The organism is Enterococcus sp. PF1-24 (assembly GCF_029893325.1).
Taxonomy (GTDB): domain Bacteria; phylum Bacillota; class Bacilli; order Lactobacillales; family Enterococcaceae; genus HY326.
The window spans coordinates 25,370-49,598 of the sequence record NZ_JARXWL010000024.1 but is presented as its reverse complement, the minus strand read 5'-3'; the positions used below and the strand labels follow the sequence as shown (position 1 = coordinate 49,598).

The window sequence follows — 24,229 nt, the reverse complement described above, 5'->3', positions numbered from 1 at the left end:
GCTATCTAACTCCACAGGAGTTTGAAGACCTGTCAAAAAAGAAATTGGCATAGCCGTCTCTACTAAAATGTGTCCAAGATATTGACTCAAATCCACTATCTATGACCTATAGAATTGATTTTTTCAAAGAAAATACTAGCTTAGTTTCTACTGATTCTCAAACTGTAAATATTTATGTGCCTGTCTATGATATAGATCATTATCCTAATGATAAACTTTTTGACAAACTATGTGAATACAATATAGCTGAATACTCTTATGAGGAAACAACAAACATAATTGACTCCATAAAATATGACTATAAGCAAGCTTATCCTATATTAGAAGATAATTTTGTACCATAATTATTCATCGGATTTCTATTGCAATAATAGCTAACCTATCTAGTTATTTAAATAATCAAATAAACTATAAGAGGAACCTGCCTCGCAGATTCCTCTTAATCATTATTATTCAAACCAAAAAACTATCTTACGCCTAAGCTGGCAAGATAAAAGTCCATTACATAGTAGCGATGGTCGCTTCTTGAATAGCTAGATTTTTGATCTTTATATTTATTAATTAAGTTTTCTCGTTCTTCTGCCGTTACTTCTTCCCAGTCATTTTCTTTCATCCGGCAATACAAACGAAATGGCAAACCTTCACTTAAAACTTCTAGAAAGTCTGTTGGGTCGCCTGCTGCATGGTAATCTACATCCGTAAGTACTTCACCAACATAATTCATGTATTTTTCTGTCATAATAATCACCTTCCAAGTTAAAATATTCACAATAGATAACATAATCATTATACTAAATTTACAGAAAATTCTCAACCTTGAATCCGTTTTCTATAGTTGGCTATTAAAATACAAAACTAATTTTCATAATTTTATATTTTATAGAACAGAATAAACATATACCAGTCATTTATTTAACTAAGATTATTTTAAAATAACAGATTCCTTGCATTTCTGTTCTATAACAGAAAAAATATTTTTAAATTTTTTTAGAAATTTACTTTAATAACAAAATTCACTGATAAGTATTTGTTCAATATCTTACATTCTAAGCAAAAAAATAGGATATTTTATTTAATAGCTTAACTAGCCATTAAATGAAAATATCCTATTTCTATCTACATGATTAAACTGCTGCAACTAAAGCGGCTACGAATTTTTTCAAAACTTCTTCATCTTCGTCGTCTGCTTCATTTTCGATTTTAACTGTTTCAGCACCAGCTTTGGCACCAGTTTTAGCGAAAGCTTCAGCGAAATCAATTGCCGCTTGGCAGAAGTAGTCTGGATATAATTCGCTATCACCACTACCTACAACACCGTAAACTTTGCCAGCTAAATCTTGTTCTGGTAATTCTTCGTAGAAATCTTCTAAATCAAAAGGACGTTCGCCGTCGCCATCTGTATAAGTAGCTAAAACGCAAATATCAGCATCTTCGAAGAAATCTGCATCAGCATCATCAGCTTCCACGCGTTCTACTTCGATATCTAAATCTTTAAACGTATCTTCTAAAATTTCTGAAATTCCTTCTGTGTTACCTGTTGCACTTGCATAAACAATTTTTGCTAATGTCATAAGTCTTTTCCCTCTTTCAAATGAAATATATTGTTGCAACCGTAAACCCTTTCATTGAGTTACGATTTTAGCCGAAAAAAGTTTTTTTGTTCCCCTATACTATATCATAACCATCTTTTTTTTAAAGTATTTTTTTCCAATAGAAACGAAAAAAGTAGCCAAAATATCAGCCATAGCTAATTTTTGGCTACTTTTATAGTAATTAATAATTGTAATTGCGTTTTTCTAAAATTTTAGAGAAAACAGATAACGTATAACAGACAGCAAAATACATAATTGTCATCATCAAAAACATCGGAATAACATAATTAGTATTTTGACCGTAAACAATTTTAGCATTGTGAGTTAGCTCTGGTAGCGAAATAATAACTGCTAAAGAGGTATCTTTAATCAAGGAAATTAATTGGCTTAAAATCGCTGGAATCATTGATTTAAAAGCCTGCGGAAAAATAATGATAATCATCGTTTCCAGATAACTTAGACCAGTGGATAAACCTGCCTCCATTTGCCCTTTAGGCACCGCATTTAACCCCGCTCGGAAAATCTCTGATAGCATCGCAGATTCAAAAACAGTTAAGGCGACTACTGCTGACCAGAAAATATCAAATTTAATCCCTACTTGTGGTAAAGCAAAATAGGTGAAGAAAATAATTAGCAATAAAGGTAAATTACGAATTACATCAATTACTACGCCTAATATTTTTGAAAAATAAGGAATCTCAGCAAAGCGTAAGCTTCCCATAATTCCTCCGATAATGAAACTAAAAACAATTGAAAACAGAGAAACTTCAACAGTTACTTTTAAACCTTCTAATAAAAACTTGATGTTTACCCAAGAAAAAGCTTCAATAAAATCCATTTCGGTTTCCCCCTTCTATCCTTTTTTATTCCAACGCTTCTCTAAATAAGTCATGCCATAAGAAACGGGTAAAGTAATACATAAATAAAACAGTCCGACAATAATATAGGTATCAAAGGTGTTAAAAGTTTCACTTGCAATAATATCCCCTTGGTACATAATATCTAAGCCCGCCACCATTGCTAAAATGGAAGAATTTTTCACTAAATTGATAAATTGGCTTCCTAAAGGTGGCACCACAATTTTAAAAGCTTGCGGTAAAATAATATAAGTCATCGTTTCCGTATATGTAAAACCTTGCGATAATCCAGCTTCCATTTGCCCCACCGGTACCGTTTGAATCCCTGAACGCACTGTTTCAGCAATAAAGGCAGAAGTGTAAATCGTTAAGCCGATTACGCCAGCTTGAAAGCCATCAAAAGTAACGCCTAAAAACATTGGGATAACCACGTAGAAAAACATCACAATAATAATCAAAGGAATATTGCGGAAAAACTCCACATAAGCCTTCGCTAAAAATTTAATCAATTTGTTGTGGGACAATTGCAGAATTGCCATTAACGTCCCGATGATTAAACTGAAAAACAAGGCGATTAAACTTGCCATCAGTGTATATTTAAATCCATCTAAAAAGACTGATGAATAATTTTGAAATAATTCAACCATATTGACCCTCCATTTCATTTTTGAAAAACACGACTAACAAAAATAGCTCAATAAAAAATTGCTAGGCCATGCCATCATCATTATCGGGAAACCATTTATGATAAATTTCTTGATACTTGCCATTTTCGTGCATAGCAGCCAGAGCATCATTCACTGCTTTAGTGAAGTTGTCTTGCCCTTTATTAATGGCAATTCCGTAAGGTTCTTCGGTAAACGTCCCGCCAACTAAACCATAATCAGGATTTTCAGAAGACATCCCTAACAAAATGGCATTGTCGGTCGTCATGGTATCGCCCTGACCTGACTGTAAAGCCGTAAAACACTCTGCATAATTTTCTAACTCTAAAACTTTAGCATCAGGAGCAGCTATTTTAATATTTTCAGCTGGTGTCGAACCTTTTACCGCTAAAACCGTATGTTCAGCTGTTAAATCTTCTACTCTAGTAATTTCGCAATCATTTTTCACTAATAATGATTGCCCAGCATTAAAGTAAACATCTGAAAAATTAACTTGCTTCTGGCGTTCTTCGGTAATGGTCATAGTTGCAATAATGCTATCAATATTACCATTTTTTAACAAAGGAATCCGCGTTTTAGAAGTAACTTCTACAAAGGTCGCTTGGCCATCTTCTCCTAAAATTTCTTCGGTAATCGCCTTCGCAATATCAATATCAAAACCTTCTGTTTCTCCCGTAGCAATATTCATCATTCCGAAAAGCCGCGTATCATATTTCACGCCCCAAAAAATCTCATTGTTTTCTTTGGCTTGCTCTAAAACATCCAATTCTGCAACGGATTGTCCTTTACAGCTAGCTAAAGTCAACAGCGTCAGGGTAGCTACAAAGCTAAAAAATATTTTACTTATTTTTTTCATCAACAGACACCCTTTCTTAATGATTAATTACTTTACTAATAAATTGTTGCGCACGTTCATCTTTTGGTTGTGCAAAGAAAGCATCCACATCGCGGCTTTCTTCTAAAACTTGCCCTTCCGCCATAAAGATTACCCGGTCGGCCACTTCTTTAGCAAAGCCCATTTCATGCGTAACCACAATCATTGACATGCCTTCTTTGGCAAGGTCTTTCATAACTTTCAAAACATCACCAATCGTTTCTGGATCCAAAGCTGAAGTTGGTTCGTCAAACAGTAATAATTCAGGATTCATCGCTAAACCACGAGCAATCGCAATTCTTTGGCGTTGTCCCCCAGAAAGCATAGAAGGATATGAATCCTTTTTGTCATACATATCAACTTTCTTCAAAAACTTCTCGGCATTCTTGATTGCTGTCGCTTCATCTTGTTTTAACACTTTAATCGGAGCTAAGGTAATATTTTCCATTACCGTTTTATGTGGATACAAGTTAAAATGCTGAAAAACCATGCCGATGTTTTTACGAACTTCTGTCAATTTGATCTCTTTGCTGTTGACCTTTTTGTCGTGAAATAGTAATTCTCCAGAAGTTATCTGCTCTAAACCATTGATACAGCGCAGCATGGTACTCTTACCAGAACCAGAAGGACCAATTACAACAACAACTTCACCTTTTTCAAAAGATAAGTTAATATCTTTTAACGCATGGAATTTCCCATAGTATTTTTCCACATTCTTAAATTCGATCATTGCCATACTTCCCACACTCCTATAATCTATTTTTCAAAAATAAGAACAATTCTAATTTTCGAACTATTAATTAACATTATAAACAGATTAGAAAGAAATTGTAAAGTTTTAAATTATAAAAACTTTTTTTAGCTATTTTCTAATAATTTGAAAATTATTTTTTTCAGAGCTAGCTTTTCTATACAAATAGTTGTTTATCCCTAAAAAAAAAGGTAAGATGAAAGTAGACTGTAAAGCTTGTCTAGCGTAAAAAATATTTTTGCTTTCAATAGCTATGTTTCTCGTAAAATAGCTTTTCAAGGATATTTTTGTACTGGCAAACTTTTTCAAAAAATTTTATGTTTATATATGAGGTGTACAGGGTGAAAAATATTATTTTAACTGGTGATCGTCCGACTGGTCGCCTACATTTAGGTCATTACGTGGGCTCTTTAAAAACACGGGTAGCAATGCAAGAGGATTCAAATAATCAATTGAACATCATGATTGCTGACATGCAGGCGTTAACCGACAACGCTAAAAATCCAGCGAAAGTTGCTGAAAATATTTCGGAAGTCGCTTTAGATTATTTAGCTGTTGGTTTAGATCCAGAAAGAACCACACTGTTTATTCAATCACAAATTCCCCAGCTTTCTGAATTAACAATGTACTTTTTAAACTTAGTTAGTGTAGGACGAGTAAAACGCAACCCGACTGTTAAAGCAGAAATCCAACAAAAAAACTTTGGGGATAGCGTACCGACTGGTTTCTTTATTTATCCCGTTTCTCAAGCTGCTGATATTACAGCTTTTAAAGCTAATTTAGTCCCAGTTGGTGAAGATCAAAAACCAATGCTTGAACAAACTCAAGAAATTGTTCATAGCTTTAACCAAACTTACAGCGAAGTGTTAGTTTCACCAAAAGCGGTTTTACCTCCTAAAAATATGGGTCGTCTACCAGGAATTGACGGCAACGGCAAAATGAGTAAATCCTTAGGTAATGGTATTTACCTTGCAGATTCAGCTGATGTAGTTCAGAAAAAAGTTATGAGTATGTATACTGATCCAAATCACATTCACGTGGAAGATCCAGGTCAAGTAGAAGGCAATATGGTCTTTACTTATTTAGATGTTTTTGGTACAGATAAAGAAAAAATTCAAGAGTTGAAAGATCAATACCGTCATGGTGGTCTTGGAGATGTCAAAATCAAACGCTATTTAATAGAAGTTTTAGAAGCAGAGTTGGTGCCTATCCGCCAACGTCGTGAAGAATTCGCTAAAGATAAAGGCGAAATTATGAACATCTTAAAAGCTGGTAGTCAAAAAGCGGAAAAAGTCGCAGCTGCTACTTTAGATGATGTTAAAAAAGCGATGGGTATCGCTTATTTCTAAAAAGATCTACAAAGAGTTTAGGAAACTGAACTCTTTTTCTTTTGATTAATTGAAAAGCAAGGAGATGTAAATAATCGACTATCTTGATTACAATCAAAAAACAGCAGAACTATTGATTAATCAGCATACATTAAAAAATTATTTGGTTCACTTTACTCATGAAAAAGAAATTTTATCATTAGCTTTTTCTTGGGATTCACCATTAGACGAAGCAAACGATGACCGCTTTTTGCAAAAACTACTATTAACAGAAAAAAGTGAGAATATTCCTTTACTTCTATGTCCTGATGATTTTGATTTTAGTTGTACAATACTCCTTTTAAAAATTATTTTTACTGAAACAAAAGTAATTTGGGAGAAAGTTGGTTTTATTTCTTGGAAAAATTTTTCTGATGAAATATGTGCTACTACAGGTTATCGCGATTTTAATACTTGGCAAGCTCCAGATTATGAAAATTATAGTGCTGAATATGCCTTCAGTTATGCAACTGAAGCAAGATGGCAGGAACTTATTTCTGCTAACTGGCCAGAGGAACGTAGGCGTCGATTATTAAACTACTATTATCCTTATTTTAACGATGATAAAAATATTCAATGGCTTCCCTCATTAAACTGGCAATTTCACTTAGAAAATTATCAGAATATATTGTCAAAAATTCGCAAAAATTATTATCAACAACTGCTTAAAAAAATATAATAAGTAATATTAAGATATCCAAGAGTTAAAGTCGCTGAACTCTTTGGGTATCTTTTTCACCACTCTTCCCCAAAAATAATTCTAAAATTTCCGTCTTTCCTACTATTATAATAGTAATTTCTTGACATGTAGATGTAAGTTATTTCCCTTGCTTTCAATTTCTTTTTTAATTAGTTGACAAATCAACTAACCTCTCGTAAGATAGTTGATGAGTCAACTAATCAAAAGGAGTAGTTTATGAAAGCCAAAAATAACCTTGGTAGATTGATTTCCATCCTCTATCGCAAAAATCAAGTCTACCTAAATGAAATTTTAAAACCTTATGACATTTCCTCAACTGAACAACCTATTCTTATGTACCTTTACAACAACAACGGTGTAACTCAGGAAGAAATTGCCACTTATTTACAGATTGATAAGGCTTCTATGGCTCGCAGTATTCAATCTTTAATGAAAAAAGCCTATGTTAGTAAAGAAAAAGATGTTCATGATCATCGTTGTAATAAAATTTCTTTAACCAAAAAAAGTATTGATATTCGTGACAGCTTGATAGAGGAATTGGATCATTGGAACGCTACCCTACTTGCTGATTTTACACTTCATCAACAAGATGAAATCCTTGATACTTTACAAACATTAGTTGAAAAACTTGAAAATTTAGATTTAAAGGAGAAAAAAATTAAATGACAGAAATAGAAAATCCCTTAGGTACAGAAAAAATTTCAAAATTATTAATCAAATTTTCAATTCCTGCAATTATTGGTATGTTAGTTAATGCTCTTTATAATATTGTTGACCGAATTTATATCGGTAATGCTGAAGGTTTAGGTGGTAACGGCTTAGCCGGCATTACTATTGGTTTTCCAATTATGATTATCTTATTAGCAGTTGGTTTGCTTTTTGGCGTTGGCGGCGCAACTTTATTTTCTATTCGCTTAGGTGAAAAACGACCACAAGAAGCTGAAAAAGCTTTAGGTAATGCCTTTTCTTTATTAGTTATCAGCGGCTTAGTGCTGATGATTTTAGGCCAACTATTTTTAACACCTGTTTTAAAAATGTTTGGTGCTAGTGAAGTTGTCTTACCTTTTGCCATTGAATATATGCGAATTATTTTCTTTGGTGCAGTTTTTCAAATTGTTAGCTCGGGGTTAAATAATTTTATGCGAGCTGATGGTCAGCCACAGTTGGCGATGGTTACCATGTTTATGGGAGCGGGCGTTAATATTATTTTAGATCCCATTTTTATTTATGTTTTCAACATGGGTATGTCCGGCGCGGCTTTAGCAACGATTCTTTCACAATTTATTTCAATGGTTTGGATTCTAATTTACTTTTTTGGTAAAAAAGCCCATCATCGCTTGCAATTCAAAAATATGAAAATTGAAAAATCAATCTTTTTTGAAATTACCGCACTGGGTTTACCAAACTTTTTAATGCAATTAGGCAACAGCTTATTAAATATTGTTTTAAATGTTAACTTACATGCTTATGGCGGCGATATTGCAGTTTCTGGTATGGGAATTGTTAACAGTATTCAAACGATTTTACTTATGCCAATTACTGGTTTAGTTCAAGGAACACAACCTATCGTCAGCTTTAACTTTGGCGCAAAAAAATTTAGCCGTGTGAAAGAGGCACAAAAATTAGCAATCACAGCAGCCACGATTATTGTAATTATCGGTTGGATTGTTACGCGTTTATTCCCAAAAGTTTTAGTTGGTTTGTTTAATCGTGAACCAGAATTATTAAAATTCGGCACTTTCGCTTTAAAAACTTGGTTTCTATTATTACCAGTTATCGGCTTTCAAATCGTTGCTTCTAGCTATTTTCAAGCAACCGGCCGTACTCGTTCAGCAATCTTTTTAACATTAACGCGACAAATGATTTTTCTAATTCCAGCAATTTTAATTTTTTCAAACATTTGGGGCTTAGAAGGTTTGCTTCACGCTGCACCATTTGCCGACGGTATGGCGGCTTTATTAACAGGAACTTTTTATTTTATTAGTCTAAAACAATTAACTACAAAAAATGAAGAAACTTCAGTTGTTGAAGTTTAATAAGAAAAGCTTATGAGATTGAGATAATAAAAAAACTGTACAGCATAATTTGCTGTACAGTTTTTCTATTTAAAGTCCCATAATTTCTTTCTTTTTACTGTCAAACTCTTCTTGTGTCAAGATTCCTGAATCTAATAAATCTTTCAATTTTTTAAGAGCTTCTATTTGTTCATCAAAAGACAATGACTGCTGTTTCTGTTCCCCCTGCAGCCCTAAATTTTGCACCATATTCATCCCAAAAAGCATACCACCTGAATCTCCTAAACCACGCTCCTTAATCCCTTGAGAAATATTTTGTTGTGCCATAACATTTGAAGTTTTTTGACTTACTTCATCATAAGCTTTCAAATTCATTTTTGTGGTAGTAAATTGTTTAACTATTTCTCGAGATTCAGGAGAAAAATCAATACTTTCAATTCCTACTTGAATTATTTCAAAACCAAAACGTTCATTCCAAGTACCAGCATTCATGCTGTCATTTAATATTTGATACGCAATATTATTTACTTGCGAAGGTAATTGTGAAATTCTATAGTCAGTTGATAAAGAATTTAAGGCAAACGTAAATGATTGCAAAAACTCTGAAAGAATTTGAGATCTAGTTTTAGGGTCATTAAAAGAATAGTAGTTAACATTTGCTGGAACATAATTTTCAATAAATTTCACTGGATCAGTTACTTTCACAGAAAAAGTTCCAAATGCAACAATTTCAAGATCGGTACCATAAAACAAATCATTATATATCATAGGTCCTTTCGTCCCAAAGCGTAAATCTCTAATTTCTCGTAAATTTACAAAAGCAATTTGTTTCTGTTTAGATGATTGTCCTCCATAGCCAACTCTATCTATGGCTTGACCAACAATAGCACCAAGACCATCACCATTAAAAATACTTGCTTCTCCATTTTGATATTCATAACCACCTGGAGTTGTGATAATTTCTTCAATTCCGGACCGACTAAAAATAAAAGCAGCTGTATTTTCAGGAACAAATATTTTTGATCCATTAGAAATTACACCATCAGAATAATAAAAATTATTGCCTCTACCATTGTTCGCTTGCTGAATAACTCCGGGAACAACAGCAGATTGTTCATCAAAAGGAGCAGCAGTTATTACCTCTTTCCATTGATCTGCCAGCGTTCCGCTAATTGCATCAGTAATACTCTTAATAATAGCCACTAATAACTCTCCTCGCTTTACATTAATTTATAGTTGTTGCTGAGAATCACAATATTTACAATGAACAATTTTACCACTATTTCCCGAAATAGGAGCACCACAAGATGTGCATTTTTTAGCAACCTTTTCCTCTTGAGCACCTCTCCTTTTTCTTTTTGGAGCTGATGTAACTGTTCCGTTTGGTGTAAAGATACTTTTTTCAGCTAAAACAGAAAAAGTCTCTTTAAAACGATCAACAGTCTCCTCTAAAGTCCCCGCAAACTGGTCAGCCATAATTGCCATTTGGCTAATTTCAGCCACGTCAAAATCTGAAGATCTATTCACTAATTCTGAAATATTATATAAATATTGTTCTGCCTCTTTTTTACTTTGAAATCTAAATTCTTCTGAAGTTCCATCAATAAAATATATTTCCAATTTATTAATGGAACCATTTTTTCTTCTAAAAAAAAATTTGTGGTTGGTCTTCAAATACCTTAATTTGATTAATAGGATAGCGCTGAATAGTTTTAACTTTACCAAAAAGACCTTTACTAATCCAAATCAAATTTAAATTTGTTAATAAAAGCTCATCATTAAGTGTTGATGACTTACCTTGAGCAATTCTTTCATTTTTCATAATCAAAGCTTCATTTTGTTGTAACTTATATTCTGACATCTTTTTCTCCTATACTCAAAAATTTGTCTCTCTTCTTAAATAAGATTTTATCATATAGCGCTTCATTGCAAAAGCTTTTAAAAAACAAAACTATATCTTTCATTTGGTTTCATGCACACTTTCCGCTATAATAGCTTTTAGAAGCAATACACCATTTTACGAGGAAGTGCTAATCATGAAACTTGGTTTTATTGGAACAGGAAATATGGCAACTGCAATTATTCAAGCAATTGTTGCTAAAGAATTTATAAAAGGTTCACAATTATATTTATACGATATTCATTCTGAAAAATTAGCTGAACTATCTGCAACAATCGCTAGTCAAACTTGTGCTTCTACTAAAGAAGTGGCTGAAGCTGTTGATTTTCTAATTTTATCAGTGAAACCAAATATGATTGAAACAGTGTTATCAGAAATTAAAGAAACCATAACAACAAAAAAAGTTGTCGTCGTTTCCATCGCTGCCGGAATTACTTTAAATCGCTTAGCAGAGTTTATCGGCACTGAAGAAACACCTATCTTGCGAGTGATGCCTAATGTCAATGCGATGGTTGGTGCGGGAGCGGCGGCGGTAACTGGTAATTTAGCGGTAACCAAAGAACAGCTTACCTTCATTATTGATTTATTCAACACTGTCGGCAAGGCTTGGGAAGTTGCCGAAAAAGATTTTTCTGCCTTTACTGCTTTAGCTGGCAGCTCACCTGCCTATACTTATCTTTTTATTGATAGCTTAGCTCGCGCTGGTGTCAAACATGGATTAACGAAAGAAAATGCATTAGCTTATGCAACGCAAGCTGTTTTAGGCAGTGCAGAAATGCTTCAATCCTCAAAAGAAAATCCATGGAGCTTAATCGACAAAGTTTCCTCCCCTGGCGGAACGACGGTAGCTGGTTTATTAGCTTTAGAAGAAGAAGCCTTTATTGCAACCGTAGTTAAAGGCGTAGACGCTACTATTGTCCGCGATGAAGAAATGAAAAAAATGCTATAAAGTGGATTAAAAAAGCTGGGAAGTAATTAAAAAAATTACTTCCCAGCTTAAAATTTATTCTCCTCGCCACTCTAAAAAGAATTCCTCTAAAAATTCTTCCATAAATTGCTTACGGCGCTTGGCTTCTTTTTTTCCATAATCAGTTTTCATAGTATCAGCAATTAACAATAATTTTTCATAAAAATGATTAATCACGGTTGAACCCTTGCGATAATCAGTTTTATTTTGATAATCAATCGGTGAAATTGCTGGATCATAAATTGGATGGCCCTTACTACCACCATAATAGCTGGTTCGCAAAATGCCAAATGCTCCTAAAGCATCAATGCGATCAGCATCTTGAACAATTTTTCCTTCCAAACTTAATGGCTCAGCTAAACCATCAAGTTCTTTAGAATAAGACATATTTTTTATAATATGAATAATTTCATCAATTTCTTCTTTTTGAAAATCAGCTGCTACTAAAAAATCTTGTAGTTCTTGATAAGCCTTTTTTTCATTAGTAACTAGTTTGTCATCAACGGTATCATGGAGATAAGCCGCTGCTAAAACAATTAATTGGTTGGCTCTAGGTTCCGTGACTAAAATTTTTTCTGCTGATTTAACCACTCGTTGAATATGGTCCATCCCGTGTCCTGTCTTGTCTTGCTGCATTTTTTCTTCAGTAAATGCGATAACTTTTTTTATTTTTTCTTCCATATAATAGTCTAATCCTTTTAAATAGTCTAATCCTTTTAAAATTTATTTTCGTAAGATTTTTTCCATAACTTTGCCTTTAGCTAGTTCATCAATTAGTTTATCTAAGTAACGGATTTTTTGCATTAATTCATCTTCAATTTCTTCAACGCGATAGCCACAAATCACACCTTTAATCAGCTTAGCGTTTTCATTAAAAGCTGGTGCTTCCGCAAAAAAATTTTCAAAATCCACTTGTTCAGTTAGTTGTTGCTGTAAGGATTCTGCTTCATAACCAGTTAACCAAAAAATAATTTCATCGACTTCAGCTTTTGTTCGCCCCTTTTTTTTGGCTTTTTGAAGATAAAGTGGATAAACACTTGCGAAAGGCATACTATAAATTCGTGGTTTTTTCATCTGAATCACCCTTTCTACTTTGTTAACTATTACTACTGATTAGTATACTTTTATTTATAAAATTTTACTAATACTATTTTTCAGCCATAATAAAAAGCTCTCCCTGTTTTTCAGGGAAAGCTTTTTAAGTTAACAAATTATTCAGTGATGCCATAAACTGGATAGTAAATCCCTTTTAAATAGTTTAATAAATACTGTGGGTTCAAGGTTTCTCCAGTAGCGTCTATCATTAATTGATTTGGTTTTCTTGAAGCACCGTATTGGTGAATATTTTTGGTTAACCAATTCAAAATCGCTGAATAATCATCTGAAGCCAAAATAGCATCAAAATCCAGCTCTTTTTTCATGCTATGATGCAATTGCGCGGCATACATATAACCTAAAGCATAAGACGGGAAGTAGCCGAAACTAGCGCCCGACCAATGAACATCTTGTAAAATACCCGTTAAATCATTTTCCGGTGTAACGCCTAAATACTCTTGATATTTTTGATTCCATAAAGCTGGCAACTCAGCCACTGACACATTTTCATTAAAAATCAGTTTTTCAATTTCATAACGAATAATAATATGAATCGGATAAGTTAAACTATCTGCTTCAATTCGAATTAAACTGGCTTTCGTTTCATAAAGGGCTTTATAAAAAGTTTCAAAATCAATATCATCAAAGGTACCTTCTGTACATTCTTGTAAAAACGGATATTGTTTTTTCCAAAATTCACGATTACTTCCAATAATTAATTCATTAAATAAGGATTGCGATTCATGAATCCCCATTGAAGTTCCTTCACAAAGAGAAGTATAAGCATATTTTTTATCAATGTTTTGTTCATACATGCCATGGCCGGCTTCATGAATCAAACCAAAAATTGCCACGGTAAAGTTTTCTTCGTTCCAACGTGTCGTGATTCGTGCATCTTCCAGATTAACACCTAACATAAACGGATGAACGGTATCATCTAAACGACCACGGGTAAAATCAAAACCTAAATCAGCAATAACTTTACGAATAAATTTTTCTTGTTGATAACGTGGTACTCTTCGAGATAAAAAGTCTTTTTGCGGCGCCTTACCAGTAGTTAGTTTCTGACGAATCTCTGTAATCCCTGCTAATAATTCAGCAAAAACTTTATCGAGTTTTTCAGTTGTCAAGCCCGGTTCGTATTGATTCAACAAAACATCATACGGCGTCTTTTCATCTTTCTGCCACAAAGGAATAAAGTCTTTTGTTAAGTTGATATTTTTGGTTAAAGCCTCTGCAAATAATGAAAAGTCTTTTGCTCCTCTGGCTTTTAACCAAGCACTATTAGCTGTTGACACTGCTTTGTTAAGCTCTAACATTTTAGCACTAGGAATGGCATGATTACGTTGGTATTCTTCAGCAACTTTTTGATAGGCGGCTAAGCCGACTTCTGAAAGTTCCTCTTGATGTTCTGCAAAATAATCAAGATAAGCTTTCATTTCAGGGCCAACTTCTTCTTTAAAACGCTTTTCAGCTAAATAACCAACAACTTCTCCTCGCGCTTCACTAGCAGCTTGAGGCATCCCAGTTTGATTATCCCATTCTAAAACAGCTAATGCTTGCCGTAATAAGTCAATTTCTTTTAGTTTTTCTAAAAATGCTTGTTCTTTCATGACTTTGCCTCTTTTCTATCTGTTTAACTATTCTTCAACACGCGGTTGACGTGGCGGACGTTCTCCCCAATATTGGAATAAATCCGTTCGTAAAGCCCCATTATACAGCTTACGTTTTTTAGTGGCTTTATTCCCAAAAGCTATTTCAAACCCCATATCACTAGTTAAAATATATTTACTCCAAGTTTTTAGCGGACGAAAAACGGTCCCCATCTCTTTATATAATTGACGAACCGTTTCTTCTTCCCCTAAACGCTCACCATAGGGCGGATTTGCCACAATTACGCCATATTCTTTGGTAGTTTTGAAATCTTTCACTGCTTGCTGTTTAAATTGAATCGAGTCACCTAAACCAATTTCTTCAGCATTGGCTTGAGCGATTTCAATCATTCTGCCATTGATATCTGAACCAGCAATATCCAGTTCAATATCATAATCAGCTGCCTCTTCCGCTTTCGCACGTACTTCTTCAAAAACTTCTGGAGCAAACCATGACCAACTTTCACAAGCAAATTCTCGATTGAAACCTGGGGCAATATTATGACCAATTAAAGCCGCTTCAATACATAAAGTTCCTGAACCACAAACTGGATCATAAAATGGTCGATCTTTTCGCCAATTGGTTAACATAATTAAAGCTGCCGCCATGTTTTCTTTCAATGGCGCGCCACCTTTTTCTAAACGATAACCTCGTTTAAATAAACTTGGACCAGTAGTATCTAAAGTAATAATCGCGTGATCTTTTAACAAAGCGACTTCTAATTGAAATAAAGCACCGGTTTCAGGAAAAGGTACGCTAGCTGGGCGATGATAAACTTGACGTAAGCGTTCAACAATCGCTTTTTTAGTAATCGCCTGACAATCTGGCACACTGTATAATTTAGATTTAATTGATTTACCTGCTACTGGAAAATTGGCATCCAATGGTAAAAAATCTTCCCACGGCAATGCTTTGACTTTTTCAAATAACTCATCAAAACTAAAAACATCAAATTCACCAACCACGATTTTTACCCGATCAGCTGTGCGTAACCACAAATTAGTGGTTGCAATGGTTTCCATCGTTCCTTTAAAACGTGCCCGACCATTTTCCACCTGACACTCAATACCTAAATCTCTTAATTCCTTACCCACTAATGCTTCAATACCACTAGCAGCTGTTGCTATTAAACTAAATGTTTGATTCTTATCCATCTATTTTTTCCTCATCTTTTAATTTATCTTTATACTTCCTCTATCATACACAATTCTGTTGGCGCTGGCTATCTTTTCGTCGCAGATAAAGGGCTTTTTGCAAATAAAAAAACCTTCACAACACTGTTGGAAGGAATCCCTGAAATTATGATTTTCTATAAGCCATGTTCTGTACCGAAATAGACTCAGGGAGAATCTACTTCAGTGGTGATCATCTATCTCCAGTTTTCACTGGCTCTTCTTTTCGTTCAATTCCTACTTAGAAAAGCGCCCCTACCATTGTTTGGGTTGCTCGCTCGAGGGGTTTACCGCGTTCCACCGTTTGGATTTCTCCAAACGCTTCGTCACTGTGGCACTTTCAAGAATACTCCAGCATAGCCAAAGACCTTAGCTGTTTTTTCTGCCGTTACTCTAAAAGAGTACCTTAGCTTATGGTTTCGCTAAGCACGAACACTACAAGCATCGCAGCTTGTGCGAGCATGGACTTTCCTCAGCTTGTTCAAACAAACCGCGATTACCTGAAAATCATAAAAACGTTATTGCTTTCGTTTAAAATAAACGGGTTTTTTCCATGTCAGAACTATTATTATCACTTAAGCTATCACGTTTTGTTGTTTCCGCAGTAGCTGAAGGTGAAGAATAGTTATTATTATCTAATTTTTTACCGAATACTTCTCGTTCAAGATTAGATAAACGTTTTAAAATATCAAAATTTGTTACCGCAGAACTTTTTGGTTCTGGAGCTGCTGGACGAGTTGGTGCAGCTGCACTTGGCATCACACCGCCTTTACCAGATTGTGTAAGTTTAGCGCTTAAGCGATCATTTTCTTCTTGTAAAGCAAGAATTTGCTTATTAAAAGAATCGTAGTCTTTAATTACATTATCTAAAAATTCATCCACCTCAACTGGATCATAGCCACGCATTTTTTGTTTAAATTCTTGCTGCAAAATATCTTTTGGAGAATAAATTAAATTTGCCATTTCCACACCTCATTAAACATATTATTGTTGAAACTTTTTTTTCAGTTTCAAATAATCTTTCATTTTAATTAATTCCAGACTAACTACCTCGTACAATTGTAACGAAAAATCATTAGAAAAGCAAATATTAATTAGGTTTTCCCAATAGGCTCCGCTAGTTTTTTTAATTATCTTCGTAAAATTCTTCTTGGCTAGCTACCACATTTTGTAAATCATCAAAAGTTATTTGAAAAATTTCATAAGGATAATTCTCTTGAAACTGTTTAGCTTCTTTTAAAAAGAAAGATGTTTTACCCGGAGACTCTTCATCATAAACCAATAACACCCCACCCGAATGCTCTAATAAAAAACGTGAATGATTGCGGAGTTGTTGTGGAGATTGATAGCTTTGATTACTGGTACTATTGACGTAGTCAGCTTGTTGCTTAATTTTTGTCAATTTCTCTTGATTATTTTCTTTCCATTGATTACCGAAATCAGCAAAGGGTAAAATCACTCCTAAATGTAATTCAGGATAGTCTTCTTTCATCGCTAAAACAACTTCAGCTCCCCACATTTCCACGCCTAATTGGCCGGCAACTAACACCCACTCCAGCCCTTCTTCTACTAAAGTTTGCAACTGACTTTGCAAAGCACTCTTAATCACAGCTACTTTAGGGTCATCTTCTTTAAAAATTCCTAATTCATAGCTACGATACCCAGAAATTATTAAGGTTTTTATTATCTTCATCTTAGTCAGTTTCCTTTCTAATCACTTTTTTGGTATAATAATCAGTAAGTATTTCAAATACATTACAATGAAAGTATGATATTTATGGTATTTCACTATCCTAACGGTCAGCCTCATCTCAATAATGCAGCAAACCTTAGGAAATCTCAAGCAAAAGAAAAAATAAATTTTGCCAATCGCGGCATGAATTTTGAAGAAGCAATTAATCAAAGCAACGATTATTATTTGAATCATCAAATCGCTGTTATTCATAAAAAACCAACGCCGATTCAAATTGTTAAAGTTGATTATCCACGGCGCAGTGCAGCAGTTATTAAAGAAGCTTATTTCCGTCATGCTTCAACAACTGATTATAACGGCGTTTATCAAGGATTTTATCTTGATTTTGAAGCCAAAGAAACGAAAAATAAAACTTCTTTTCCATTAAAAAACTTTCATGAACACCAAATTAAACATATGCAAGATTGCCTTGCACAAAAAGGAATTTGTTTTGTTTTAATGTGGTTTTCAAGTTTAAACCGCTGTTTTTTCTTAAGCGCTGAAATTTTAATCAATTATTGGCACTTACCAGATGGAAAAAGTTCAATTTATCTAAAGCAAATTGAAGAAGAAGGTTTTGAAATTACGATGGGGGTTGCCCCGGTTCTGCCTTATTTAAAGGCTGTTGATCAATTTATTGCAAGTAAAAATTAACACTTAAAGTGAGTAACTTATAAACAAATTTACCAAAGGAGCTAACAATATGTCTGACGATCAAATGACTTCACGTATGTCTCGCCATGGAAATGACTCGAAAAAAAGTTCTAGTGGCCCGTCAAAATCAGTGAAAAAAAATAAAAAACCTAAAAAGAAAAAAACAATGGGTGGAATTATCCTCCGAATTTTTATTGGGCTCTTTTTAATTGCCTGTGTCGCTTTTATCGCCGGAGTTGGTGTTTTTTGGTACTATGCCAAAGATGCTCCAGAACTTTCTTTTGATAAATTAGATGATACGGTTTCTTCTAAAATTTACGATAATCAAGGAAACTTATTACAGGATTTAGGGGCAAATAAACGCGAGAAATTTTCAGCCGATGAGATGCCACAAGTTTTAATTGATGCAATTGTTTCAGTGGAAGACCGCCGTTTTTACAATCACCCTGGGGTTGACCCGATTCGAATCGCAGGTGCCTTAGTCAGCAATGTCTCTGGTAGTAGCAGTGGTTTACAAGGTGGTAGTACCTTAACTCAGCAATTAATTAAGCTTTCCTTCTTCTCTACTGATGTTTCTGATCAAACGTTAGCGCGAAAAATTCAAGAAGCTTGGATGGCTTATCAATTAGAACAACAAATTTCCAAACAAGAAATTATTACTTATTATAGTAATAAAGTCTTTATGTCAAACAACTATTATGGCATGAAAACTGCTGCTAAAAAATATTATGGTGAAGATGCGCTAAACAATTTAACGATTGCCCAAGCAGCAACTTTAGCAGGAATCCCGCAAGCACCTAGTGATTATAATCCTTATCTTAATCCTGAAGGCACTAAAGAACGACGAGATATTGTTCTCTTAACTATGAAAAACAATGAAAAAATTACTGAAGCTGAATATCAACAAGCGGTAGCTACACCCGTTGAAGAAGGCTTGCTTCCAATGGAAAGTACAACACCAGAAGATGTCCATAAGCAAAAAGTTATTGATCCTTATTTAAAACAAGTAATTATTGAAACTGAAGAAAAATATAATAAAAATGTCTATACAGATGGCTTAGAAATCCATACTAATTTGGATTATGCCGCTCAAGAAAAATTATATGATATGGTTAATACTGACGAATATGTTGCCTTTCCAGATGATGAAATGCAAGTTGGTGCAACCGTTGTTGATGTTAATACTGGTAATGTAGTGGCTCAAATTGGTGGACGCCATATTGCTGAAGATGTTACTTATGGTTTGAACTTAGCGGTTAACACTGGTCGTGATTTCGGTTCAACAGTAAAACCAATTACTGATTATGCTCCAGCTATTGAATTTTTAAACTATTCTACAGGAAAAATCATTCGTGACGAACCTTTCAAGTTTAAAAGCTCTGGCTTCGATGTGAATAATGACGATCGTAGTTATTTATACGATATTACTATGCGAACGGCTTTATACTACTCTCGAAATGTCCCTGCTGCTAAACTCTTTGAAGAAGTTGGCAAAGATCAAGTTTCTGGTTTCTTAAGAGGCTTAGGAATTGAATATTCACAAATTCAAGATGCTAATGCTTATTCAAGTAACACTGCTGTTCAAGATGATACCAAATACGGTGCTTCTTCTGAAAAAATGGCAGCGGCTTACGCGGCTTTCGCTAATGGTGGTACTTATTATAAACCTTCTTATATTAGTGAAATTGTTTATCAAGATGGTAGTCGTTCAGTTAACCCAGATACAGGTACTAAAGCCATGGAAGAAACAACCGCTTATATGATTACTGATATGCTAAAAGATGTCTTTACTTTAGGAACTGGTGCACAAGCGCAAATTTGGAACCTAAATCATGCCGGTAAAACCGGAACTTCTAATTATACCGAAGATGAACTTGCAAATTTAACGGTGCCTTATGCTTATGGTGCCGTACCTGATAGCAACTTTGTAGGCTACACCAAATACTACTCTTTAGCTATTTGGACGGGTTATAATGATAAACAACATCCAATTTTATCCAATGGGCAAAATGTTGCGATGCATCTTTATCGGGAGTATATGGAATATTTATCTGAAAATACCGAAAATGAAGACTGGGAAATGCCAAATGGCTTAACTCAAATTCGTGGTGAACTTTATCTGAAAGGTTATGAAAATCAAGGAAACTATTCTCCAAGCAGTTCTGTTAGCTCATCCACTACCGAAACATCAGAAACTGATTCTAGTGAAACAACTTCTGAATCTACGACAACGGAAGAACCTTCTTCTAGTAGCGGTGGTTCTAGCAGTTCTAGTAGTACCACTGAACCTTCTTCTTCAGAAGAGCCTGTTCCAGAGCCAACACCTGATCCGGAACCAGAACCCGAACCTGTTCCAGAGCCAATAATAGAATAGCTCTTTAAAAGAATTACGCAAAAAAGCATGAAATCAACTTCTCAAGTTGATTTCATGCTTTTACTTTTCTTTTAATTAACTAAAGCCATTGAATAAAAGCTGTTTTATCTTGTTGGTTATAACCAGCCTTTTGATAAAAATTCAGAGTGCTTTCTTCTTTTGCCCCCGTTAAGAGCATTATTTTATAACAATTGGCAGCCTTGGCTATTTCAGCAGCTGCTTCAAGCAACTGTGTCCCGTAGCCCTTTTTTCGATAAGCGATATCAGTAATTACATTTTCTATCAAAGCATAAGGCTGTTGCTTTCGCGTTAAATTAGGTATAACGACAATCACACAGGAAGCAATCAATTTTCCACCAACGAAACCAGCTAAAATATGATGATTATCATCAGCCATAATTTTTTCCCAAATCGTTGCAAGCTGTGAATCTTGACTAGGCATTTGATTATCATGTAGTTGAGTGTAAAGCTGCAATAAATCTAATAAGTCGTCTTTTAACACTTCTCTTATTAGCAAAATAACACCTCACTAAAAAATTAATTAACTCACTTTTAAGCGCGACATGCCGTCTTGACATCTTGATAGTAACGGACAAATTTCACATTTGGGTGCCCGCGCTAAGCAATGATAGCGACCGAAAAAAATCATCGTATGATGAGCTTTAATCCATAAATCTTCAGGAATTTTTTTCATTAAGCTTTCTTCAACTTCCATGACAGTAGCTGATTGTTTACAAATTCTCAAGCGCTTAGAGATTCGCTCAACATGGGTATCCACAGCAATTGCCGGAATCCCAAAGGCATCGCCTAAAACGACATTTGCCGTTTTGCGCCCCACCCCTGCTAACGACATTAATTCTTCGCGCGTTTGCGGAACTTCTCCACCAAAGTTTTCAATTAATTGGCGACTACAAGTTTTAATATTTTTGGCTTTATTTCTATATAAGCCAATCGTTTTAATTTTTGCAATAACATCATCCATTGGCGCTTGTGCCAAAGCTAGTGGTGTTGGATAAGCCGCAAATAGCGCTGGTGTAGCTTTATTTACAGAAACATCTGTAGCTTGTGCACTTAAGATAACTGAAATTAACAGCTCAAAAGCATTCTTATGAACCAATTCACCATGGGCTTCAGGAAATAATTCCATCATAATCGCTAATACTTCTTGAGTTTTAGCTTTACTAATCACCTTTTTTCTCCCCCTCATCTAACCAATTGTACAGGCTAACTTTAGGTAAATCTTTTTGCGGTACAAATTTTTCCTCTTTTTGTAATAATATTTCTTTTCTTTTTTGTTGTTCTGCTTGAACTTGGGCTTTAGTAGTAATATTTTTACGTTCCCAAGATAGCAAAACTCGATCAACATATTTTAAACTATACGCTTGATTTAAAACGGCTTCTCTTAAAGCCAATATAATTAAATCAACGCTATATTCATCATCATCTATCCACTGACCAATTTGCTGATATTCCATTGGTGATAAAGGTCTGCCAAATTCCGCTTCAAAACTTTGATATAAGCTTTGTTCCGCTGTAGCTTGCGTTTGCTGCACTTGTTCTTTTTCTTGTGTTTCTAAAAGTAGAGCCAACTGACTATAAATTTGGCTTAAATCATAATAATCATTTTGTTGCCCTTGTTCATTGACGCCACTATTAATCGTAATTGCCTGCTTCTCTAGCAATTGCTCTAACAGTAAATAAACCCGATCCTGGGTAATTCCCATTTCCGTTGCTAATGAAACTAAATCAGGAAAATTATCTCCTTGCATATTTTTACGAACCAGCTGAAGCCATAACATCATTTCTTCATTAGTTAAACCTAATTTGCTATAGTTTGCTAACAGTAAGTTAGAAACTGATATTTGCCCAGCATTTATATATGCGAAAAACCGATCCATACAACTTTCCTCACTTCTGAAATCTTTAATCTAATAACCATAAGTATACAAGAATTTTTAGAAAAAATCATGCTTTATATTTTCTAGCACTCTCCGTCTCTGAATATTTTTAAATCTTAAATTTTTGTTCGCTTTACAAAACAGAACATTTGTTCGTATAATGTATTTAATAAGTAGTTATCTTCCCTACTAAATTATGAAAAAAAATGCGATTACAATGAAAGAGATGATGATTATGGAGGAAATTGATTATTCAAAAGAACCACTAAGAGATATTTTTTTAATTGATATTAAATCTTTTTATGCTTCGGTAGAATGTGCCGCTCGTAATTTAGATCCTTTACAAACTATGTTGGTAGTAATGTCAACTGCCGAAAACACCGGCAGTGGCTTAATTTTGGCCTCTTCTCCTAAAGCAAAAGAGGTCCTTGGTATCTCCAACGTCACTCGCGCCAATAATTTACCAGATCATCCTGAATTATATAAAGTGCCACCTCGTATGAAACTTTATATTCGTGAAAATTCAAAAATAAACAATATCTTCCGCCAATTTGTAGCAGAAGAAGATTTGTTAGTTTATTCAATTGATGAGTCGGTTTTAGATGTCACCCAAACCCTTAATTTGTTTATCCCTGATGAAACTCTGACACGTAGTGAAAAGCGCCAAAAGTTAGCGAAAATAATCGCTGATAAAATTTATCAAGAAACACATCTTTATATTACCGTTGGCATCGGTGACAATCCTTTATTGGCAAAACTAGCCCTTGATAATGAAGCCAAAGAAACAGCACAGCGAATTGCTGAATGGACCTATCAAGATGTCCCTACAAAAGTATGGCAGATTGCAAATTTGACTGATTTTTGGGGAATTAATCGTAAAATGAAGAAGAATTTTGAACAAATGGGTATTTATTCCGTTAAAGAGTTGGCTCATAGTAATCCTTATTTATTAAAAGAACGCTTTGGCATTATGGGGTTACAATATTATTGTCACGCCAATGGCATTGATCGTACGATTATTTCTGAAGGCTTAGTCCCTAAAGAAAAATCTTATGGCAACAATCAAGTTCTCCACCGCGATTACTATTTGCAAGCAGAAATTGAAGTGGTAGTAAAAGAAATGGCGGAACAAGTGGCGGCTCGTATTCGCCGGCATGGTTGTCAGACCCAATGTGTTCATTTATATATTGGCGCTTCAAAAACCGAAACTAAAAAAAGTTTTAGTCACCAAATGAAAATTCCCGCAACCGACAATACAAAAGAACTTATTCAGCATTGCCTTTTTCTTTTTCGCAAATATTATCAAGGTCAAGTTGTTCGACACGTAGGTGTTACTTACTCTAAATTGATTTTTACGACTGGCATACAGTTAAGTTTATTTGAAGCTCCTGAAAAAATTTTGGCAGATGAACGTTTAGATACTATTATTGATCGTATTCGTCAAAAATACGGCTTTACCGCAATTGTTCACGGCACAAGTATTTTACCTGGTAGCCGTAGTATTGCTCGTGCCAATTTAGTAGGTGGTCACGCGGGAGGAATGGATGGAATAGATAATTATGAGTAATTTTTTTGAACATTATCAAGATCGCAAAATGTTGAAATGGCAAGGCTTCTATTTATCAGAGCACACCGCTTTAAATACTAAAATCAAAGAGCATCAAGCGCAAATTTTTCCACAAAAGCCAGAAATGTCTTTGACAGAAATGAATGAAGTTTTTGAAAAAGCTCTACAAAAATCTTTAGCTGTAGCTATTCAAACCCAGACAGTCAATCAAGAAGGTCAGCATTCAAAAGACCTCACAGGCAAACTAACCGGTTATAGCTCTGAAGGAATTTATCTGTCAGAACAATTTGTTCCTTACGAACTCCTGCGCCACGTTGAGCTTTTACCAGCTGCAAAATGGAGCCAAGTTTAAAAATTAAGGACTAGTCAAAAGCAAAATAAATTGCTTTTGACTAG

General features: G+C 34.5%; 27 protein-coding genes and 1 other RNA gene. 9 read left to right on the top strand and 19 right to left on the bottom strand.

All coding sequences use genetic code 11. The annotated features are described in order from the left end of the window. Positions 1-466: 466 nt before the first annotated feature. The 6 genes from M2139_RS10825 to M2139_RS10800 all read right to left on the bottom strand — a co-directional run bounded on the left by M2139_RS10825 (position 467) and on the right by M2139_RS10800 (position 4,724). A complete protein-coding gene (locus tag M2139_RS10825) occupies positions 467-739 on the bottom strand; it encodes a hypothetical protein (protein ID WP_280738815.1) in 273 nt (90 codons plus the stop codon). A 385-nt stretch (positions 740-1,124) separates the two neighbouring features. After that, positions 1,125-1,571, bottom strand: coding sequence for a flavodoxin (locus tag M2139_RS10820; RefSeq protein ID WP_280738816.1), 447 nt, complete (start codon positions 1,569-1,571; stop codon positions 1,125-1,127). Positions 1,572-1,773: 202 nt separating this feature from the next. Beyond that, positions 1,774-2,430: an amino acid ABC transporter permease gene (locus M2139_RS10815; protein ID WP_280738817.1), complete on the bottom strand. Its 657-nt coding sequence runs from the start codon at positions 2,428-2,430 to the stop codon at positions 1,774-1,776. A 15-nt stretch (positions 2,431-2,445) separates the two neighbouring features. Then, positions 2,446-3,096 (bottom strand): amino acid ABC transporter permease, encoded by a 651-nt coding sequence (locus M2139_RS10810; RefSeq protein ID WP_280738818.1) that lies wholly within the window; start codon positions 3,094-3,096, stop codon positions 2,446-2,448. 61 nt (positions 3,097-3,157) lie between these two features. Then, the gene (locus M2139_RS10805; RefSeq protein ID WP_280738819.1) at positions 3,158-3,970 is read right to left on the bottom strand and encodes a transporter substrate-binding domain-containing protein; all 813 of its coding nucleotides are present in this window, start codon (positions 3,968-3,970) and stop codon (positions 3,158-3,160) included. Positions 3,971-3,986: 16 nt separating this feature from the next. Beyond that, complete coding sequence (locus tag M2139_RS10800; RefSeq protein WP_280738820.1) at positions 3,987-4,724, bottom strand: amino acid ABC transporter ATP-binding protein; 738 nt, start codon at positions 4,722-4,724, stop codon at positions 3,987-3,989. Between the two features lie 356 nt (positions 4,725-5,080). Between M2139_RS10800 and trpS the strand changes: the two genes are divergently transcribed. The 4 genes from trpS (at position 5,081) to M2139_RS10780 (ending at position 8,842) form a co-directional block, all read left to right on the top strand. Continuing rightward, entirely contained in the window at positions 5,081-6,088 is a 1,008-nt protein-coding gene (trpS, locus tag M2139_RS10795; RefSeq protein ID WP_280738821.1) for a tryptophan--tRNA ligase, read from the top strand. 112 nt (positions 6,089-6,200) lie between these two features. Then, positions 6,201-6,785: a hypothetical protein gene (locus M2139_RS10790; RefSeq protein ID WP_280738822.1), complete on the top strand. Its 585-nt coding sequence runs from the start codon at positions 6,201-6,203 to the stop codon at positions 6,783-6,785. 237 nt (positions 6,786-7,022) lie between these two features. Continuing rightward, positions 7,023-7,472 carry a MarR family transcriptional regulator gene (locus tag M2139_RS10785; RefSeq protein WP_280738823.1) on the top strand — a complete coding sequence of 150 codons (450 nt, stop codon included), beginning with the start codon at positions 7,023-7,025 and terminating at the stop codon, positions 7,470-7,472. Continuing rightward, positions 7,469-8,842: an MATE family efflux transporter gene (locus M2139_RS10780; protein WP_280738824.1), complete on the top strand. Its 1,374-nt coding sequence runs from the start codon at positions 7,469-7,471 to the stop codon at positions 8,840-8,842. Before M2139_RS10785 ends, M2139_RS10780 begins: the two co-directional genes overlap by 4 nt. A 69-nt stretch (positions 8,843-8,911) precedes the next feature. Here the strand turns inward: M2139_RS10780 and M2139_RS10775 are convergent, their stop codons facing one another. From M2139_RS10775 to M2139_RS10765, 3 genes are read right to left on the bottom strand one after another with little or no spacing between them, the layout of a single operon-like run. Continuing rightward, on the bottom strand, positions 8,912-10,024 hold the full coding sequence (locus tag M2139_RS10775; protein ID WP_280738825.1) for an SPFH domain-containing protein: 1,113 nt from the start codon (positions 10,022-10,024) through the stop codon (positions 8,912-8,914). A 27-nt stretch (positions 10,025-10,051) separates the two neighbouring features. After that, positions 10,052-10,441: a hypothetical protein gene (locus M2139_RS10770; RefSeq protein ID WP_280738826.1), complete on the bottom strand. Its 390-nt coding sequence runs from the start codon at positions 10,439-10,441 to the stop codon at positions 10,052-10,054. A gap of 25 nt (positions 10,442-10,466) precedes the next feature. Further along, a complete protein-coding gene (locus tag M2139_RS10765) occupies positions 10,467-10,682 on the bottom strand; it encodes a hypothetical protein (protein ID WP_280738827.1) in 216 nt (71 codons plus the stop codon). A gap of 175 nt (positions 10,683-10,857) precedes the next feature. On the opposite strand from M2139_RS10765, the gene proC reads away from it, so the two are divergent. After that, positions 10,858-11,670, top strand: coding sequence for a pyrroline-5-carboxylate reductase (gene proC, locus M2139_RS10760; protein ID WP_280738829.1), 813 nt, complete (start codon positions 10,858-10,860; stop codon positions 11,668-11,670). Between the two features lie 54 nt (positions 11,671-11,724). Here the strand turns inward: proC and M2139_RS10755 are convergent, their stop codons facing one another. From M2139_RS10755 to M2139_RS10725, 7 genes are all read right to left on the bottom strand, one after another. Beyond that, positions 11,725-12,369, bottom strand: a complete 645-nt coding sequence (locus tag M2139_RS10755; RefSeq protein ID WP_280738830.1) for an HD domain-containing protein — start codon at positions 12,367-12,369, stop codon at positions 11,725-11,727. A gap of 42 nt (positions 12,370-12,411) precedes the next feature. Then, entirely contained in the window at positions 12,412-12,762 is a 351-nt protein-coding gene (locus tag M2139_RS10750; RefSeq protein WP_280738831.1) for a DUF2200 domain-containing protein, read from the bottom strand. A 137-nt stretch (positions 12,763-12,899) separates the two neighbouring features. Continuing rightward, positions 12,900-14,396, bottom strand: a complete 1,497-nt coding sequence (locus M2139_RS10745; protein WP_280738832.1) for a carboxypeptidase M32 — start codon at positions 14,394-14,396, stop codon at positions 12,900-12,902. Positions 14,397-14,423: 27 nt separating this feature from the next. Next, positions 14,424-15,590 carry a class I SAM-dependent RNA methyltransferase gene (locus M2139_RS10740; RefSeq protein ID WP_280738833.1) on the bottom strand — a complete coding sequence of 389 codons (1,167 nt, stop codon included), beginning with the start codon at positions 15,588-15,590 and terminating at the stop codon, positions 14,424-14,426. A gap of 153 nt (positions 15,591-15,743) precedes the next feature. After that, an RNA gene (rnpB, locus tag M2139_RS10735) (RNase P RNA component class B) lies at positions 15,744-16,116 on the bottom strand. Positions 16,117-16,139: 23 nt separating this feature from the next. Next, entirely contained in the window at positions 16,140-16,571 is a 432-nt protein-coding gene (gene gpsB, locus M2139_RS10730; RefSeq protein ID WP_280738834.1) for a cell division regulator GpsB, read from the bottom strand. Positions 16,572-16,734: 163 nt separating this feature from the next. Next, positions 16,735-17,301, bottom strand: coding sequence for a DUF1273 domain-containing protein (locus tag M2139_RS10725; RefSeq protein WP_280738835.1), 567 nt, complete (start codon positions 17,299-17,301; stop codon positions 16,735-16,737). An 84-nt stretch (positions 17,302-17,385) separates the two neighbouring features. On the opposite strand from M2139_RS10725, the gene recU reads away from it, so the two are divergent. Together recU and M2139_RS10715 are read left to right on the top strand one after the other, a co-directional pair. Then, positions 17,386-17,994, top strand: a complete 609-nt coding sequence (gene recU / locus M2139_RS10720; protein WP_280738836.1) for a Holliday junction resolvase RecU — start codon at positions 17,386-17,388, stop codon at positions 17,992-17,994. Positions 17,995-18,043: 49 nt separating this feature from the next. Next, a complete protein-coding gene (locus M2139_RS10715; protein WP_280738837.1) occupies positions 18,044-20,368 on the top strand; it encodes a PBP1A family penicillin-binding protein in 2,325 nt (774 codons plus the stop codon). A 79-nt stretch (positions 20,369-20,447) separates the two neighbouring features. Here the strand turns inward: M2139_RS10715 and M2139_RS10710 are convergent, their stop codons facing one another. The 3 genes from M2139_RS10710 to M2139_RS10700 are packed head-to-tail and all read right to left on the bottom strand — an operon-like array spanning position 20,448 to position 22,266. Further along, positions 20,448-20,885: a GNAT family N-acetyltransferase gene (locus tag M2139_RS10710; protein ID WP_348522607.1), complete on the bottom strand. Its 438-nt coding sequence runs from the start codon at positions 20,883-20,885 to the stop codon at positions 20,448-20,450. Between the two features lie 24 nt (positions 20,886-20,909). Further along, positions 20,910-21,557 carry an endonuclease III gene (gene nth, locus M2139_RS10705; RefSeq protein ID WP_280738838.1) on the bottom strand — a complete coding sequence of 216 codons (648 nt, stop codon included), beginning with the start codon at positions 21,555-21,557 and terminating at the stop codon, positions 20,910-20,912. After that, on the bottom strand, positions 21,550-22,266 hold the full coding sequence (locus M2139_RS10700; protein ID WP_280738839.1) for a DnaD domain protein: 717 nt from the start codon (positions 22,264-22,266) through the stop codon (positions 21,550-21,552). The genes nth and M2139_RS10700 overlap by 8 nt, the downstream gene beginning before the upstream one ends. 235 nt (positions 22,267-22,501) lie before the next feature. Here M2139_RS10700 and M2139_RS10695 point away from each other — a divergent pair, with 235 nt between their 5' ends. Further along, positions 22,502-23,833, top strand: coding sequence for a Y-family DNA polymerase (locus M2139_RS10695; protein ID WP_280738840.1), 1,332 nt, complete (start codon positions 22,502-22,504; stop codon positions 23,831-23,833). After that, on the top strand, positions 23,826-24,185 hold the full coding sequence (locus M2139_RS10690; RefSeq protein ID WP_280738841.1) for a hypothetical protein: 360 nt from the start codon (positions 23,826-23,828) through the stop codon (positions 24,183-24,185). Before M2139_RS10695 ends, M2139_RS10690 begins: the two co-directional genes overlap by 8 nt. The last annotated feature ends 44 nt before the right edge of the window (positions 24,186-24,229 follow it).